This is a genomic window from Sporosarcina sp. SG10008 (genome assembly GCF_044569405.1).
Taxonomy (GTDB): Bacteria; Bacillota; Bacilli; order Bacillales_A; family Planococcaceae; genus Sporosarcina; species Sporosarcina psychrophila.
Genome location: NZ_CP172607.1, coordinates 1,690,336 through 1,704,166 on the forward strand (window position 1 = coordinate 1,690,336; position 13,831 = coordinate 1,704,166).

The 13,831-nt window shown below is 38.9% G+C and carries 14 protein-coding genes; 11 read left to right on the forward strand and 3 right to left on the reverse strand.

The features are described 5' to 3' along the window. The first annotated feature begins 102 nt into the window (after positions 1–102). Complete coding sequence (locus ACGLYD_RS08100; RefSeq protein WP_067209255.1) at positions 103–504, forward strand: hypothetical protein; 402 nt, start codon at positions 103–105, stop codon at positions 502–504. A gap of 382 nt (positions 505–886) precedes the next feature. On the opposite strand, the gene ACGLYD_RS08105 is transcribed toward ACGLYD_RS08100, so the two are convergent. Continuing rightward, positions 887–1,984: a tyrosine-type recombinase/integrase gene (locus tag ACGLYD_RS08105; protein ID WP_399632308.1), complete on the reverse strand. Its 1,098-nt coding sequence runs from the start codon at positions 1,982–1,984 to the stop codon at positions 887–889. A 630-nt stretch (positions 1,985–2,614) separates the two neighbouring features. On the opposite strand from ACGLYD_RS08105, the gene ACGLYD_RS08110 reads away from it, so the two are divergent. The 3 genes from ACGLYD_RS08110 to ACGLYD_RS08120 all read left to right on the forward strand — a co-directional run bounded on the left by ACGLYD_RS08110 (position 2,615) and on the right by ACGLYD_RS08120 (position 4,928). Next, positions 2,615–3,598, forward strand: a complete 984-nt coding sequence (locus tag ACGLYD_RS08110; protein ID WP_399632311.1) for a helix-turn-helix domain-containing protein — start codon at positions 2,615–2,617, stop codon at positions 3,596–3,598. A gap of 293 nt (positions 3,599–3,891) precedes the next feature. Next, positions 3,892–4,329 carry a GNAT family N-acetyltransferase gene (locus ACGLYD_RS08115; RefSeq protein ID WP_067209263.1) on the forward strand — a complete coding sequence of 146 codons (438 nt, stop codon included), beginning with the start codon at positions 3,892–3,894 and terminating at the stop codon, positions 4,327–4,329. Positions 4,330–4,445: 116 nt separating this feature from the next. After that, on the forward strand, positions 4,446–4,928 hold the full coding sequence (locus ACGLYD_RS08120) for a methylated-DNA--[protein]-cysteine S-methyltransferase (protein ID WP_067209264.1): 483 nt from the start codon (positions 4,446–4,448) through the stop codon (positions 4,926–4,928). Between the two features lie 383 nt (positions 4,929–5,311). Here the strand turns inward: ACGLYD_RS08120 and ACGLYD_RS08125 are convergent, their stop codons facing one another. Next, positions 5,312–5,761: a DUF4362 domain-containing protein gene (locus ACGLYD_RS08125; protein ID WP_187044830.1), complete on the reverse strand. Its 450-nt coding sequence runs from the start codon at positions 5,759–5,761 to the stop codon at positions 5,312–5,314. Positions 5,762–5,950: 189 nt separating this feature from the next. Between ACGLYD_RS08125 and ACGLYD_RS08130 the strand changes: the two genes are divergently transcribed. From ACGLYD_RS08130 to ACGLYD_RS08150, 5 genes are all read left to right on the forward strand, one after another. Beyond that, positions 5,951–7,705 (forward strand): ABC transporter transmembrane domain-containing protein, encoded by a 1,755-nt coding sequence (locus tag ACGLYD_RS08130; protein WP_338656705.1) that lies wholly within the window; start codon positions 5,951–5,953, stop codon positions 7,703–7,705. Next, positions 7,705–9,492, forward strand: coding sequence for an ABC transporter ATP-binding protein (locus ACGLYD_RS08135; protein ID WP_067209270.1), 1,788 nt, complete (start codon positions 7,705–7,707; stop codon positions 9,490–9,492). Before ACGLYD_RS08130 ends, ACGLYD_RS08135 begins: the two co-directional genes overlap by 1 nt. A gap of 308 nt (positions 9,493–9,800) precedes the next feature. Continuing rightward, complete coding sequence (locus tag ACGLYD_RS08140; protein ID WP_067209272.1) at positions 9,801–10,511, forward strand: cytochrome c biogenesis CcdA family protein; 711 nt, start codon at positions 9,801–9,803, stop codon at positions 10,509–10,511. Positions 10,512–10,531: 20 nt separating this feature from the next. After that, positions 10,532–10,840: a thioredoxin family protein gene (locus tag ACGLYD_RS08145; protein WP_067209275.1), complete on the forward strand. Its 309-nt coding sequence runs from the start codon at positions 10,532–10,534 to the stop codon at positions 10,838–10,840. Beyond that, positions 10,837–11,361 carry a CcdC family protein gene (locus ACGLYD_RS08150; protein WP_187044833.1) on the forward strand — a complete coding sequence of 175 codons (525 nt, stop codon included), beginning with the start codon at positions 10,837–10,839 and terminating at the stop codon, positions 11,359–11,361. The genes ACGLYD_RS08145 and ACGLYD_RS08150 overlap by 4 nt, the downstream gene beginning before the upstream one ends. A 104-nt stretch (positions 11,362–11,465) precedes the next feature. Here ACGLYD_RS08150 and ACGLYD_RS08155 read toward each other — a convergent pair whose 3' ends face one another. Next, positions 11,466–11,873: a DUF2621 domain-containing protein gene (locus tag ACGLYD_RS08155; RefSeq protein ID WP_156476164.1), complete on the reverse strand. Its 408-nt coding sequence runs from the start codon at positions 11,871–11,873 to the stop codon at positions 11,466–11,468. Positions 11,874–12,376: 503 nt separating this feature from the next. Between ACGLYD_RS08155 and ACGLYD_RS08160 the strand changes: the two genes are divergently transcribed. Beyond that, entirely contained in the window at positions 12,377–12,970 is a 594-nt protein-coding gene (locus ACGLYD_RS08160; RefSeq protein ID WP_067209282.1) for an SCO family protein, read from the forward strand. A gap of 38 nt (positions 12,971–13,008) precedes the next feature. Next, on the forward strand, positions 13,009–13,683 hold the full coding sequence (locus ACGLYD_RS08165; protein ID WP_067209284.1) for a lytic transglycosylase domain-containing protein: 675 nt from the start codon (positions 13,009–13,011) through the stop codon (positions 13,681–13,683). Positions 13,684–13,831: the final 148 nt, after the last annotated feature.

Consider the following 13,831-nt stretch of genomic DNA (forward strand, 5'->3'; position numbering starts at 1 on the left):
CACCTTTGGAAAAGTAATGATTTTATATGATAATTAATTTTCTGTTCAGCATTAGGGACTAATTATTAATCTATTAATAAATACAGTAGAAAGGAGAATTTCATGAATAGAATAAATTTATTGATTTTAATAGTTTTCGTTTTATTAACAGGTTGTTCTAGACAAGAAACCATTCGAGCTGCTGGTGAAGGTGAATATTGGAAAGCGCATGTGGTATACGAAGTGTCCAATTCAGAACTCTCTGATAGAGGGGGGATTGAATATACAGGAGATGAAGAACTTATCTATGTCACTTTTGCGGTAATTACTAGCACCGGAGCTAACCGGAAGGGAGAACGATATCCTGAAGAAAACCAAACCGCTATATCTTTTGGAACGTCCGTAACTAATCATCCACCAACTAAAGATGAAGCAATTATTGACTTAAATCACACTTATATAGAAATTAAATGGCAGACTAAAACTGGAGATTATGAAGAGAAAGTAGAATTGAAAGTTAATTAATTCCGAAAATACTGTATAACAAAGCCTGGACTTTAATAGTCGAGGGGTCACAGGAGCAGAAAAAAATAGTTGTACAGTGAAGTAACTTAGCATAACCCGTCCTTAATTTAGAACGGGGTTATGCTTGTTTTATGTTTTGGTTTTAAATTTAAATACCATTATTTTTACAAATCGGTAGCAGTACGCAAATGATCTGGCTTGTTTTTTTAGGGTAAATTTGATTAGAACTTTTAGTCGAAAGTTGCGGTAACTGAAATGATGATTGATGACAATGGCGATTATGGTATAATAGACTCATAAATCATATGCGACTCAAGAGGAATACCCTCGCGCAACAGCTCTAAAACTACGGTTTTAGTCCTGTTGAGCGAGGGTTTTTTTATTAGATATAATCCCCAAATATATCTGGCTTCCATGCATGAATTGCGTGGCGTTCTTTCTCAAAGATCTTCTCCAAATAGATCATTGTGGTTTCAATCTTCTCATGTCCAAGACTTCTCATAATATCGTAAATATCTACGCCATTTAGCTTTGAGATGATTGCGAAGGCATGGCGGAATACGTGTGGGGTGATCTTCATCGTTTGATCCGATAACTTCAGCTGTTCTAAGCTTGTAATCTCCTTTTTCACATACTGCGATAAATAAGAGGGGGAATATGCTCGTCCTGTATTCGTTGTAAAAAGCGGATCATCCAGATGCGCTCGTTCGATTGGCAATAGGCCCCGTGCATTGCGAAAACTACGAATGCTATGGACCACTTTCTCTTTCAACGGAACATGCCGTCTCTTATTGCCTTTCCCCAACACATCCAAATAATAGCCGCTTTGAATAGAATCCACTTTTAAGTCTTTCACCTGCAAGGTACAAAATTCTTCATTCCGAATTCCGGTTGTTGTTAAGACGTGAATAATCGTAAACATGATTGGTTGCTGCATGTCTCTAAATGTATTCAGTAGCATTACGACATCGACTGGTCCTAAATCCCGATTAGGTCGATCATCTTTTCGAACGGTCGCAATCCGTAATCCCTGGTGAATCGGTTCCTGAATATAGCCCACACGATGCAGAAATGCAAAAAATGCTTTGAGTATCGTTGTTTTCCGTTCTAGCGTTGCAGGGGAGTATGCCCCTTTGCTCACCACATACGGACTTTCAGTTGCTAACCACTCTTGATACCTTCTTAAATGACGTGATTGAAGTGATTTAAACAGAGAACCTTCTATTATATAGGCGACATCTACATCAATTTCTGTACTGTATGTTAAGAGCTGTTCGATGAAGAGCAAAAGTTCACGCTCATACTCTCTAACTGTCCTCTCCGTCCGATCATTTTTTTGGTTCAAGTGGCGGCGTTCGTAAAGAAACCATTTCATCATGTCTGGATCCGTAAAATCATGAAAAGCCTTTTGTCCATCTTTCTCTGCTTCATCTAAACGATTTTGAAGAGCCGGCAAAGTTGATAGATCCTGTAGCTCCATTTTTAAAAAACTTATTTGCAACTGTTTAGTTACACTCACTGAAAATACGATAGACTTAACACCCCTTTATTCAATTCATCAAAATACGCATTATGTCTCTTTAGAATACAATCATTATTTTTATCACTAATTCCACTTTTTAAGTCAAACTATTTATAATAAAACGAAAATTTAGTGTGTCCTGTAAATAATTCGAAAATAGTCAGTTACAACTATTATATTTACCTTTAAAATAGTAAAGATTTAACACTCTTTATTCTAAATCTATATATTTCTAACAAGTCCCTATAGAAATACATTCAACATTTAATTAGATACTTTAATTTTCAATCAACCTATCTATTTTAACACAACTTTAATATAACATAAAAAAACAGTACCTTTGTTTATGTATAATATTTTATTGATTAAATTCTATTGTATTTCGATATGATATTAAGTTGCTATTAAAGTTGAGTTATTTTATAGTATATAAGAATTGAATTTATTATTAATCGAATTATTTCACTGACTTTATCATTGTGAAATTATTTGAATTACTAAATAGAATTTAGGCTATGTCAAATAAAGTAGTAACGCTCATTTAATTTTATTTATGAAGTTCATACACTTAAGACAGGAGAGATTGAATTGAATGATTGGTACACAAGACAAGAGGTAGCGGATATACTTGGTATATCGAAGGCTACTGTCTACCACTATGCGAAACAAAAGAAAATCATTAAAATAGAAGACCCACATCGCCTGATACGAGAAGTGAGGTACAAACGGGAAGAAGTCGACACACTTGCTGCAGAACGACAACGCAATCAACCGATGGGGCTTCGGCCTTCTGAACTCGCTAAACAATTGGGCGTGACAACGCAGCGCATTTATGCCTTAATTCGAGAAACTGATTTACCCGTGGATGAATTGCCTGTTGGAGATGAACGCACTATCTATTCCATTCCAGATGAAACGGCGGTATGGATCACACAAGAAATCGAACGGACAGCGTCTGTGCGGGGGACACGGGTTGAATTTTATGATGCTAAATTTGATATCGTACTATACCAGCTTTTCCGTACACAACAGGGACAAGATATGCGTGTATTGCGCAACGACAACCAGGAATGGGGCTTCTATTTGCAATCGCGGACATGGATTCCTTTTGCGAATGGTATCCATATTTATCAGTATGAAGCGGTGTATCCGATTCATCGTCCGAATAGTAGAGTAAAAGGGTATACAGACTTTTCACTACCAAAAGACTTACAGGAATCGTTTGATTTCCTTGATTTCGTCTATCAAATATGGGGGATTGAAAACATTCGCATCCGTGAGCACGACACACATATTGATTTGTCGATAAAAAGCGGAGAAATTGAGCTATCTATACCTGTTCCGGAGATACTTACAGAAAGTATTATAAAGAGATTTCTCGTATTAGGCGATGTTGTAATTAAAGAAGGCGAGTGGACGCTTATTAGCGGATACAGGCGCACGACATTTGATTTACCAAACAATCTGCTGGATAAATTGCAGGAGATTGCCAAAGAAAAAGACCTGTCAATGAGTGAATATGTGGAAGAGGCAGTGCGGAAGAAATTTGAAAGGGAAGAGAAAATGGAATGATAAATATCTTTAGTAACCAAAAAACGAGCTGATATTTAGCTCGTTTTTTGGTTATGAGGATTATATAAGGAACAAAGTGTCAAGTTAAGTGGGATAGAAAGCTAAACAAATTCAAGTTACATAATATTATTATGTAAACTAATAATTATTTTCAACCTCGGATAACAGTTCAAAGAAAACAAGTCAAACTATTAGCTGGACAAAAAGAAAGGCTGGTTCGAGGACAATTACAAATCAATTTGTGGTAAAGTTGATTAATTCAGAAATATAATAATTATAAGGGGGATTCACGTATGAGCATTCTAAAAGCAACAGGAAATGACCTTGATTCATTAGCAGAACTATTGGACTTATACAGAGTATTTTATCAACAAAAATCAAATATTAATGGTGCAAAAGAGTTTATTAAAGACAGATTAAGCAACGAGGAATCTGTTATTTTTATAGCCTTTGATGAAAATAATCCTATTGGCTTTGTTCAATTATACCCTTCTTTTTCGTCTGTTAGTCTGAAGCGGACATGGATCTTAAACGATTTGTATGTAATGGAAAGTGTTCGTGGCAAAGGGTTTGGCGAAAAGTTAATTAAAAAAGCCATTTCATTTGCAGCGGACACAGGTGCAAAAGGAATATTACTTGAGACCAATGTAGAAAATATAACAGCACAAAAGCTTTATGAAAAAATCGGTTTCACGAAAGAAAAAAACTACTTCTATTTCTTTTCAATTTGAGAAAATACTAGTACCCATTAAATATCTAACACAGAAAATCAAAAGAAGTTTTAGGAGGGACTTAATACAATCCGAAAGTCTTCATTATCAGCATCCTTATCTACGGAGGTTCTTACATGAGTAAACTACATAAACTAGATTATGAATCACCGATTGGAGTAATTGAAATAATAGGTACAGATGAGGCTATATATTCAATAATGTTTTCTGAAGAGGATAGTGTGACAAATAGGATGCAAGCAGAAACTCCCGCGTCTTTAGTGGATTGCTATGATCAAATTGAGCAATATTTTAAAGGTGAGCGTCACGAATTTACATTTCCTTATAACTTTGAAGGAACAGACTTTCAAAAATCAGTTTGGAGCGCTTTGACAAAAGTATCCTGCGCCGAAACGGTATCCTACAAAGATATTGCTGTTTCAATTGGGAATGAAAAAGCCGTCAGGGCAGTAGGAACTGCAAACGGAAAAAACAAGCTAAGTATCGTGATTCCTTGTCATCGAATTATCGGTTCTAATGGGAAATTAACAGGTTATGCAGGTGGTTTGTGGAGAAAGGAATGGTTACTTCAGCATGAGAGGACCTTTTACAAGGCATAACCCACATGTGTTGTTCGTGAACTCTTTCAAGCAATCGTCCTTATGATCGCTTCGCTATTCAAATCGCATTAGTACAAATGAAATAATCCGCCCTTGAGTCTCCAAGAAAATGAGCGGATTATTCTGTAGAGTTTGCTAATCGCCTTTGGAGCGATATTATGTTATTAAAGATCGTTTGGTAATTGCACATCAAACGGTCTTTTTTACTGTGTATTACTTTACCAATGATATCCGTCGTACTCTTCGCATTTTGGTAAAAGAACTCTTAATCTGTTTTCTTTTGTTTCAGAATCAATACCAGAAGGAAGGGAGTACCAGATGTGGATGCCACTACAAGAAGTGTTGGAAAATCAGTCATTGTATAAAGTATCCATCAGCCATACCTAATGCACGTGTTCGTCCACATGCTCTTTCGACACGCTTAGAATCGTAAAGCTTTCAGCGGATGAATCACATCCTTTAAGTGTGTAGATAAATAATTGTTGCCCTTCCTCTTCTAGGAGATCCGTACATGTCATATTCGTTTTGACGGGATCCTTGCCTCTATTTTTATTTTTTGAACGATCTATCTCCAAGTGGATCGTGGAGTCTTGGAAAGAAAGATTATATAATGTTGGATCTCCTTCAAGCGTGTAATTCGCAATACGGACTGTAGCTGCTTCCTCCATCTCCATACTTTCCAAGAACGATTCAAACGCCGGATAGTTATAGACAGGCCCGTGCATATTGACGATATCACCGTTTAGAACAGCTTTTTCACTAGTATACGAACAAGCTGAACTGACTATCATGGCTATTAGTACAAGTAAATATAAGTGTATTTTGTTCCTCATATTTATTACCTCCTTACGATCCGCTAGCGTTTCACCTCAATTATATGAAGAAGCAGCATACATTATCCCATTTTGAAAACTAAAACTACTTCTGAATCCGAATAATTTGAATCTCGGACCTTTTATATTGTTCAGACTTTTGCTAAACTAATCAAAGGTCTAATTTTAATGAAAAGTAGGGGGAGTAGCGTGAAGGTTTTATTACAACTTGGCTGGTTTTTTAAACAGCGCAAGAAGCAGTATCTTTTCGGGATTGCGATGCTTGTTTTCGTTTCCGTATTGCAATTGTTGCCTCCGAAAATTATCGGAATTATCGTCGATGATATTACAAAGGGTTCTTTAACAGCTGAAGGGCTCACAAAATGGCTTATTATCCTAGCTGTAGCAGGTATCCTCATGTACATTGCGCGCTATTATTGGCGTGTTATGATTTTTGGTTCAGCCGTTTTGTTATCCAGAACAATGCGTGAAAAGTTATTCAATCATTTCACGAGAATGTCGCCATCTTTCTACCAAAAAAGACGTGTAGGAGATTTAATGGCTCATGCAACAAACGATATAAATGCTGTGCAGCAAACAGCCGGTATGGGGATTTTGACACTGGTCGATTCCATCTCAACAGGTGGATTTGTCATTTTGACGATGGCCATCACCATCAATTGGAAATTGACATTAATAGCACTTATTCCACTGCCATTCATGATTTTCCTGACAAGCTATTATGGAAAACTATTGCGCAAGCGATTCCGGTTTGCCCAAGAAGCATTCTCGAATTTGAATGACAAAACGCAGGAAAGTATATCTGGCATTAAGGTCATCAAAACATTCGGTCAGAAAAACGAAGATATTGAAGATTTTACAAGCCTGTCTACAGATGTCGTTGGTAAAAATATGCGTGTCGCCAAAGTAGATGCATTATTTGATCCGACGATTACAGGGATATTTGCAATTTCATACATTTTGTCTTTCTATTTTGGAACGAAGTTTATTATTGCAGGCGACATGTCAATTGGAGACATGGTAGCGTTCAGTACATACCTTGGACTTCTTGTCTGGCCAATGCTTGCATTCGGCTTCCTATTTAATATTGTAGAGCGTGGAAATGCATCTTACAGCCGGATTACAGAATTGTTGTCCGTTGCACCAGAAATTAAAGACGTAACGGGTGCGATTGATAGAAGACCAGAAGGCGATTTACACTTCGATATAGACGAGTTTAAATTCCCAGGTGATGAACGCGCTGCATTGCACAATGTTCACTTCACGTTAAAACGAGGAGAAACAATGGGCGTTGTGGGTAAAACAGGATCAGGTAAAACAGCGATTTTAAAACTATTGCTTAGAGAGTTTGAAGGATACAAAGGAAGTATCGTCTATGGAGACAAACCTATCAATCAATATAAGCAGCAACGTTTAAGAGAGTCGATCGGTTATGTACCACAAGATCACTTCCTATTTTCAACGACACTTGCTGAAAATATAGCCTTTACAAACCCTAGAATTGGAACAGAGAAAATTCATGAAGCTGCACGGCTTGCGCATATCCATGAAGACATTTTAGGATTTACGGAAGGATATGGCACTATTGTTGGAGAACGTGGTGTATCGTTATCTGGTGGTCAGAAACAGCGAATTTCCATTGCCCGTGCATTAATTATGGAACCCGAATTACTGCTTTTGGATGATTCCTTATCGGCTGTCGACGCCAAAACGGAAGAAGCGATTTTACAATCACTCAAACAAACACGTACAGGCGAGACGACAATTATTACCTCTCACCGATTAAGTGCCCTCCAACATGCACATAAAATCATCATTCTGCATGAAGGTACGATTGTCGAAACTGGAACGCATGAAGAACTACTCGAAATGAATGGAAGATATAAAGAAATGTATGACCTGCAGCAACTCGAAGTGCTTGTCGAACAAGGAGGCGAGGAATAATGTCAGCAGAAAAACAACCAAAATTAACAGCGAAAGATCAATGGGTTGTCTTAATAAGATTGTTGCGTTATATCATCCCTCATAAAAAGAGCGTAATTATTGCGCTTGTCCTGCTTGTTTTGACGGTCGCGGGCAGTATCGTAGGACCCTTAATTATTCAACAATTCATTGATAACCATCTAGCTACCATGAGTTTTCAAAGGAGTCTCATCACGAATATCGCAATTGTCTATATAGCTATTCAGATATTCATGGTTATCGTCTCTTATTTTCAGTTGATACGTTTCCAAGATATTGCACTGAAAATCATTCAGCAAATGCGCATCGACGTGTTTTCAAAGGTACAAGGGCTCGGCATGCGTTATTTTGATAAAACACCTGCTGGAAGTATCGTGTCACGTGTGACGAATGATACGGAAGCAATCAAAGAAATGTTCGTCAGTGTCATTGTCACGTTTTTACAAGCTATATTTGTAATTATTGGCGTTTATATTGCATTATTTTCACTTAATGCAAAGTTGGCGTTTATTTCCTTGTTATTATTGCCTTTGTTTTTAGCCGTTATTGTCGTCTACAGACGCTATAGTGCTGATTTTTATCAAGATATTCGTGAGCGATTAAGTCAGCTCAACGCTAAAATAGCTGAATCATTATCCGGAATGGGGATGATTCAAGCCTTTAGACAGGAAGATCGGTTAGAGGCAGAATTTGATGATATTAATGAAAAACATTTCCGTGCGGGAATGCGTAACATCAAATTTGACAGTGTCCTGCTGGGTCCAGCAATCGATTTACTGTACGCTGGAGCAATCATTTTTGTACTCGGATACTTCGGATTTTTATCTCTTGCCAGTCCTGTGGAAGTGGGGATACTCTATGTATTTACAACTTTGATTGGCCGTTTATTCCAACCTGTTCAACAAGTAATGCAACGATTATCTATTTTCCAACAAGCGATGGTTGCAGCATCGCGAGTCTTTAAGTTAATGGATGATCCTGATATGGAACCGGAGCAACAAGATAATAAACAAGCCGAAATTCAAAATGGTAAAATCGAATTCCGTGATGTATCGTTTTCCTATGACGGACAAGCCGACGTACTGAAAAATATTTCATTCACCGCGAATGCAGGTGAGACTGTTGCCCTCGTCGGTCATACCGGTAGCGGTAAAAGCTCCATCATCAACTTGCTAATGCGTTTCTATGAATATGAGCGTGGTGGTATTTATATCGATGATGTTTCGCTGAAAGAATACCCGAAAGAAGAATTGCGGAAGAAGACAGGACTTGTCTTGCAAGACCCGTTTCTATTCTACGGGGACATCGAAAGCAACATTCGTTTACATGATAAGGAAATGACGTCTGGGGAAGTAAGAGCAGCAGCTGAGTTCGTCCAAGCAAATGAATTCATCGAAAAACTACCAGACAAATATGCTCAAAAAGTAACAGAACGTGGCTCCACATTCTCAAGTGGGCAGCGCCAGCTAGTTGCATTTGCACGTACAATCGCGACGAATCCTAAAATTCTCGTTCTCGATGAAGCAACTGCCAATATCGATACAGAAACAGAAGTGGCAATTCAATCGAGCCTTGAAAAAATGAGAAAAGGGCGCACAACAATCGCAATTGCTCATAGGCTCAGCACAATTCAAGACGCAGAACTAATTCTCGTCCTGCACAAAGGCGAAATCGTCGAACGTGGAACACACCAGGAATTATTACTGAAAAAAGGGCTCTACCATAAGATGTATCTCCTTCAAAACAATATTTTGGAAGATGTTATCTGATAAATGACTTGAGCTGCAGTGGGTGGCCCATGCAATGAGGAAGGGTTGAACTACCTCCTTCTATGCACCCGTAGCACGTGGCGAATTTAGATTGCCTTCATATTGTCACGAACTAAAACCGCCTGCCCATATTGGGTAGGCGGTTTTTAAGCCGACAGTATATAGGTTTTAAGCAGTCATTGCAGCGAGAGACAGAGACCTGTGACTATGTTCCGCGGAATTGTCATAAACTGTTCACAGACATATTAGACGTAATTTGACGCTTCTTTTGATACGATTGAGGAAGAAAAATTGAAGGGGAGAGAATAATGGCAACAGACTTAAATCTATTTCTCGCTTTCGGTGCCGGTTTCTTAAGTTTCATCTCTCCGTGTACATTGCCGCTGTACCCAGCATTCATTTCGTATATTACGGGCATGTCACTGGATGATCTAAAATCGGATTCGAAACGCATGAGCAGAAGCGGTACACTACATACACTGTTCTTTTTAATCGGATTTTCAATTATTTTTGTCGTACTTGGTTTCGCTACGTCGTTGGTAGGGACATTTTTTGTAGAAAATCAAGAAATACTAAGACAACTCGGGGCAGTCTTTATGGTGTTATTTGGCCTTATGATTGCAGGTGTATACACACCTAAGTTTCTTATGGGCGAAAAGAAACTACAGTTTAAAAACCGTCCTTCTGGTTATTTTGGGAGTGTATTAATTGGGCTTGCATTCGCCGCAGGTTGGACACCGTGCTCAGGACCGATAATCGGGGTAATCATGGGACTCTCTGCGACAAACCCAGGATCAGGAGTTATCTATATGCTGATGTATGTCTTCGGTTTTGCGATTCCATTCTTTGTTCTGTCGTTCTTTATAACGCGTCTCGGTTGGATTCGGAAAAATAGTGGCTTGATAATGAAAATTGGGGGCGCCGTCATGATTGCATTCGGAATTTTGCTGTTCTTCGATGGATTGACGTATTTAACAAGTTTGCTCAGCCCAATTTTCGGAGATTTCCAAGGTTTTTGAGTTGAATGGGAGGGATTCCGATGAAGCAAATCGGATCATTCGGTGAATGGATGGAATACGTTGAAAGAGAAAGCGCGTTACTCCTTTTCGTGAAAACCGATAACTGTTCAGTCTGTGAAGGACTATACCCACAAGTGAAAGCACTTAAAGTAGACTTTCCAATTCCATTTTATACAGTGAATGTGGCAGAAGTGCCAGAAATAGCGGGACAACTTTCGTTATTTACAGCGCCAGTTGTCCTCCTGTTCAATGAAGGGAAAGAGTATGCGCGATTTGCACGTTTTATTCGAATAGAAGAATTGAAGTATCGCTTGGGGGAAATAATATGAACGAACTAATTGAAACAGTTTTCACAAAGGTGCCCCCGGTTTACCTCATTATCGGTTCAACCGTACTTGCGCTAGTTATGGGATTGATTGCGCTGATTGTTAGGACGAAAGCGGCGAAGAGACCTGTTACCCCACTGAAGATCATCTTGCCGCCCCTCTTTATGTCGACGGGTGCGCTGATGTTCATATTCGAAGAATTTCGGGTGCCGCTGTCCCAGGTGCTAGAAGCCCTCCTTGTTGGGATACTGTTCTCAATTATCTTGATAAAAACGACAAATTTCGAACGTAAAGATGACGATATCTATATGAAACGGTCAAAAGCATTCCTATTTATTCTACTTGGGCTTCTTATTGTTCGGCTCGTCGGGAAACTGCTTCTAAGTAATACAATAGATGTAGGGGAACTGGGCGGCATGTTCTGGATTCTTGCATTTGGCATGATTATCCCTTGGCGGATTGGTATGCTTATCAAGTACAATAAAATAAAAGAAGGTAAACAAGTAAAAGGTGTCCGCAATTAAATGCGGACACCTTTTACTTGTTCCTTAGAAAATAATGAAATCTCGCACAGGGAATAATTTAAAACTCAAAGATTTTAGAAGCCCTTTGAGCCACTTTTGTTCAATCAAAATAAATGTTCATATGGTGTTAGATCAATCTTCATTTCGGCCATTTTCTTGCGCAAAAATTTATGGTCCCGTTTTGGCGTTGCTTGTATATATCCGCGGACAATAAGATCGGAATCAATTTTCTTCGCATTTTCCTCAAGTGCTATCTCGCCAATCTTACCCGCGATTTTTTGCTTCGCTACGGGGCGGAATAATTCCGGTACTGGGACAACTAGCTCATTCAACAAAAGTTTCGCCTCGTCATTCCAAAGGTGCAGAGAGCTCTCCACATAATGCTCTTCCCAGTCAAGTGTAGATTTTCCGTCCGCTTTTGGGAACACTTTCAAAAATTTCCGGAACATGAAAAAGCCGCCGATGCCGAATAGCCCTATGAGGACAACGCACCAGAAAATGATGAACCACATAAATAGATCTTGCTGCAACAGTCTTCACCTCTTCCATTCTATTCACCATTATAAGAGCTTTTGTAAAAAAACACACGGACAATGTATTCCTTTCTTTAATTTCAGACTATATAAGGACACAAAGAAGGTGATAGTCATGGCAACCCGCAAATTTAAGAATGCGGTTGGAGGAATTTATTCTGATGCTTTCGAGGTAAATGACTCTCCACTTTTTTTCATTTTATCCCGCATTAAAGGGCAGTAAGACCCCCATTTCAAGTCTTCAAGGACACAAGAAGAATAAGTGGGGGATGAAGCCCCCCCTCTGATTGAAGATTAACTTTATCTCTTGCACCGAATCGAAACGAAACTTGTCGATATATACTATGTACTCTTTTCCTTAAAGATGAAGTGAACTTCACAAATAAGTCACGGATTCGTCATGGAAGCAATCAGCTCCTCGCTTGTTTGAAGCCATTACTTCCGATATGATGAACGTATCAATTGATAGTGGAGGAAGACAAATGAGAAAAAAACTTTTACTACCTTATGTATTACTTGTAGTGCTTATTTTAAGTGCGTGTTCTGCTGGTGGGTTCAAAGCGGAGCATAATTATAAAATTGAACCGTTTGAATTTACAAACCAGCACAATGAAAAGGTTTCATTGGATGATATGAAAGGGAAAGTATGGCTGGCACAATTTGTTTTCACTGTTTGTACAAGTGCATGTCCGCCGATGATGATGAACATGGCAGACCTTGACAAAAAACTTATTGATGAAGGCATTGAAGATTACAAAATCGTATCATTCAGTATTGATCCCGATGTGGATACACCGGAAGCGATGCAAGATTACCTTGACTTGTATGACGTCCTGGATCAAAGCAGATGGGAAATGCTGACTGGGTATACACAAGAGAAAATTACTGACTTCGCTGCGAAGTCCTTCAAGACGCTTGTTGCTGATATACCTGATTCGGATCAGGTAATGCACGCAACTTACTTTTCTCTTGTCAATCAAAAAGGGGAAGTCGTCAAAACCTATGACGGTATGACAGATGTACCATTTGATGAAATCGTCAAGGATATGAAAGCACTTAGTAAAGAAGGTGCGTAACTAAACAAAAGCAATACTGGATCTAACGGGGTGGAAAGATGAAAAAACAAAAACGTAAAGGCTTATCTATAAAAATGAAAGCAATGCTTATCATCCTGCTTATCCCGATTACTGTTACTATCTTCATATTAACAGCTATTATTTGGACAGGTTTGAACAATCCAGAACTAATTCGGAAATCTGCAAGTGCATTGCTCGACATAGGGGAACGTCACACTGCAACGTCAATTCCGGAAGAGTACATTCCTATCTATAAAGAGGCGGCGGAGGTTTATGGTATCCCGTGGACACTCCTTGCAGCACATCACCGCATTGAAACGCGGTTTTCAACGATGGATCCGCTTCTTTCACCCGTGGGTGCAGAAGGACATATGCAGTTCATGCCTTGCACATTTGTCGGCTGGACTTACCCGGGATGTAGCGGTCTTGGAAAAGGCGAAATTCCTGAAAAAGACAAGACAAATCCCGCTATCATCAAAGAATACGGCGGATACGGTGTCGATGGGAATGGTGACGGCATAGCCGATCCATATGATATCGAAGACGCAATTTTTAGTGCCGCCAACTATCTTTCAAAAAGTGGCGCAGCAGATGGAGACTTGGAAAAGGCTATTTTCAATTATAACCGCAGTGAAAAGTACGTACAGGACGTATTGCGATTTTTCAATGAATTCGAAGTCCAACGAGTTGACATGGAAGCAGCCAATAAATAAAATTAAAAAGATGGACCGCCAGTATATTGGGGTCCATCTTTTTATTGCTTTGTAAATTATAAAATTCTTGGCCTAGGGATCACCTATGAAAGGCGATATTTCACGTCTAGACGTGGCAGGCGTTTCCGCTTTTGTACTTCGTTATTAA

Bases quoted from the DNA above. Each gene is read 5' to 3' on its own strand.
- ACGLYD_RS08100 (WP_067209255.1), top strand. From the start codon at position 103: ATGAATAGAATAAATTTATTGATTTTAATAGTTTTCGTTTTATTAACA.
- ACGLYD_RS08105 (WP_399632308.1), bottom strand. From the start codon at position 1,984: ATGGAGCTACAGGATCTATCAACTTTGCCGGCTCTTCAAAATCGTTTA.
- ACGLYD_RS08115 (WP_067209263.1), top strand. From the start codon at position 3,892: ATGAGCATTCTAAAAGCAACAGGAAATGACCTTGATTCATTAGCAGAA.
- ACGLYD_RS08120 (WP_067209264.1), top strand. From the start codon at position 4,446: ATGAGTAAACTACATAAACTAGATTATGAATCACCGATTGGAGTAATT.
- ACGLYD_RS08125 (WP_187044830.1), bottom strand. From the start codon at position 5,761: ATGAGGAACAAAATACACTTATATTTACTTGTACTAATAGCCATGATA.
- ACGLYD_RS08135 (WP_067209270.1), top strand. From the start codon at position 7,705: ATGTCAGCAGAAAAACAACCAAAATTAACAGCGAAAGATCAATGGGTT.
- ACGLYD_RS08140 (WP_067209272.1), top strand. From the start codon at position 9,801: ATGGCAACAGACTTAAATCTATTTCTCGCTTTCGGTGCCGGTTTCTTA.
- ACGLYD_RS08145 (WP_067209275.1), top strand. From the start codon at position 10,532: ATGAAGCAAATCGGATCATTCGGTGAATGGATGGAATACGTTGAAAGA.
- ACGLYD_RS08150 (WP_187044833.1), top strand. From the start codon at position 10,837: ATGAACGAACTAATTGAAACAGTTTTCACAAAGGTGCCCCCGGTTTAC.
- ACGLYD_RS08155 (WP_156476164.1), bottom strand. From the start codon at position 11,873: ATGTGGTTCATCATTTTCTGGTGCGTTGTCCTCATAGGGCTATTCGGC.
- ACGLYD_RS08160 (WP_067209282.1), top strand. From the start codon at position 12,377: ATGAGAAAAAAACTTTTACTACCTTATGTATTACTTGTAGTGCTTATT.
- ACGLYD_RS08165 (WP_067209284.1), top strand. From the start codon at position 13,009: ATGAAAAAACAAAAACGTAAAGGCTTATCTATAAAAATGAAAGCAATG.